Consider the following 1,028-nt stretch of genomic DNA (forward strand, 5'->3'; position numbering starts at 1 on the left):
TTTACTGGAGTACAACCCTGGGCTCAGTGACCCCGGCGACATCGGTGACGGGGGCTGACGGAAAGGCAACCTCCACCCTGACGGACAGCGGGGATCCCGGCACGACGCAGGTGACGGCTTCTCTGGATAATGGCAGCCAGATGACGACCACCATTACTGTTAACCTGTTTCAAGTTTATTTCATCACAGGTGCACCAGCACTGAGCGAATTGAATAGCGATGAAAGCTACAGTACGCACAATACTATATCTGTATACGGTAACACGGGAGATACTCTGACAATGACGGTTGGCGATTCAGCTATTATTGTCGACAGTGGAAGCAACACATACACGACTGTGATAAACGCCGTTCCCATGTCATTTTCTGTAAAAGACAACGATGTTGAATCAGTACCCGCCAGTGTGACGGTCAATCAATCATATACTGCTAATGGAACGCTTGATTTTTCAGCATTTCCGTTTACAGATAGTTTGCGGCTTGTTGTCACCAGCAATGCAAAAGCAGACGGGATAGATGTGAACCGTATTTATTTTGATTCAGAAGACATTACCTCACCTTCTGTAACCGTTACGCTGAGTGGCAGTGCTGTTTTTAAGGGGACATCATTACAAAGTCAGGTGTTTAATCTATCCGCTGCGCCTTATGATTTAACATGTAAAATTGTGGATCCAGTGGCTGAAACCGTGGAAGTTACCTGTGCTATTGCAGAGCACTGGCTCATTACCCGCAACTCAACATTTAAGCCTTAATCATTATATCAATAAAGACCTGCGCTGACAGATACCGGTTATTGTTTACAACCTTTTCAGTCAGACAATCGTTTTTATACCCCAATCCCTGACAACCTCGTTGGGGATTTTTTTGGCTCTGCCGCATGTTTTCGATGTGATCCTACCCACGTAATATGGACTCCATCCTGAGCAAGGTGGGGTGACCAGAACGAGGCTAACGGCGGCATTTAGCACTTCGCTTATCTCTGTGTTATCGGGCAAAAAACACCCACTGCCGGGGTGCATTTGGGACAA

The 1,028-nt window shown here is 46.7% G+C and carries 1 protein-coding gene; it reads left to right on the forward strand.

Features of this window, described 5'->3' with window-relative positions; all coding sequences use genetic code 11:
* On the forward strand, positions 1-752 hold a 752-nt coding region (locus tag ACLW56_RS25260), incomplete at its 5' end, for a hypothetical protein (RefSeq protein ID WP_330986345.1).
* Between the last annotated feature and the right edge of the window lie 276 nt (positions 753-1,028).

Source organism: Pantoea sp. sgz302252 (assembly GCF_047713085.1).
Lineage (GTDB): Bacteria > Pseudomonadota > Gammaproteobacteria > Enterobacterales > Enterobacteriaceae > Scandinavium.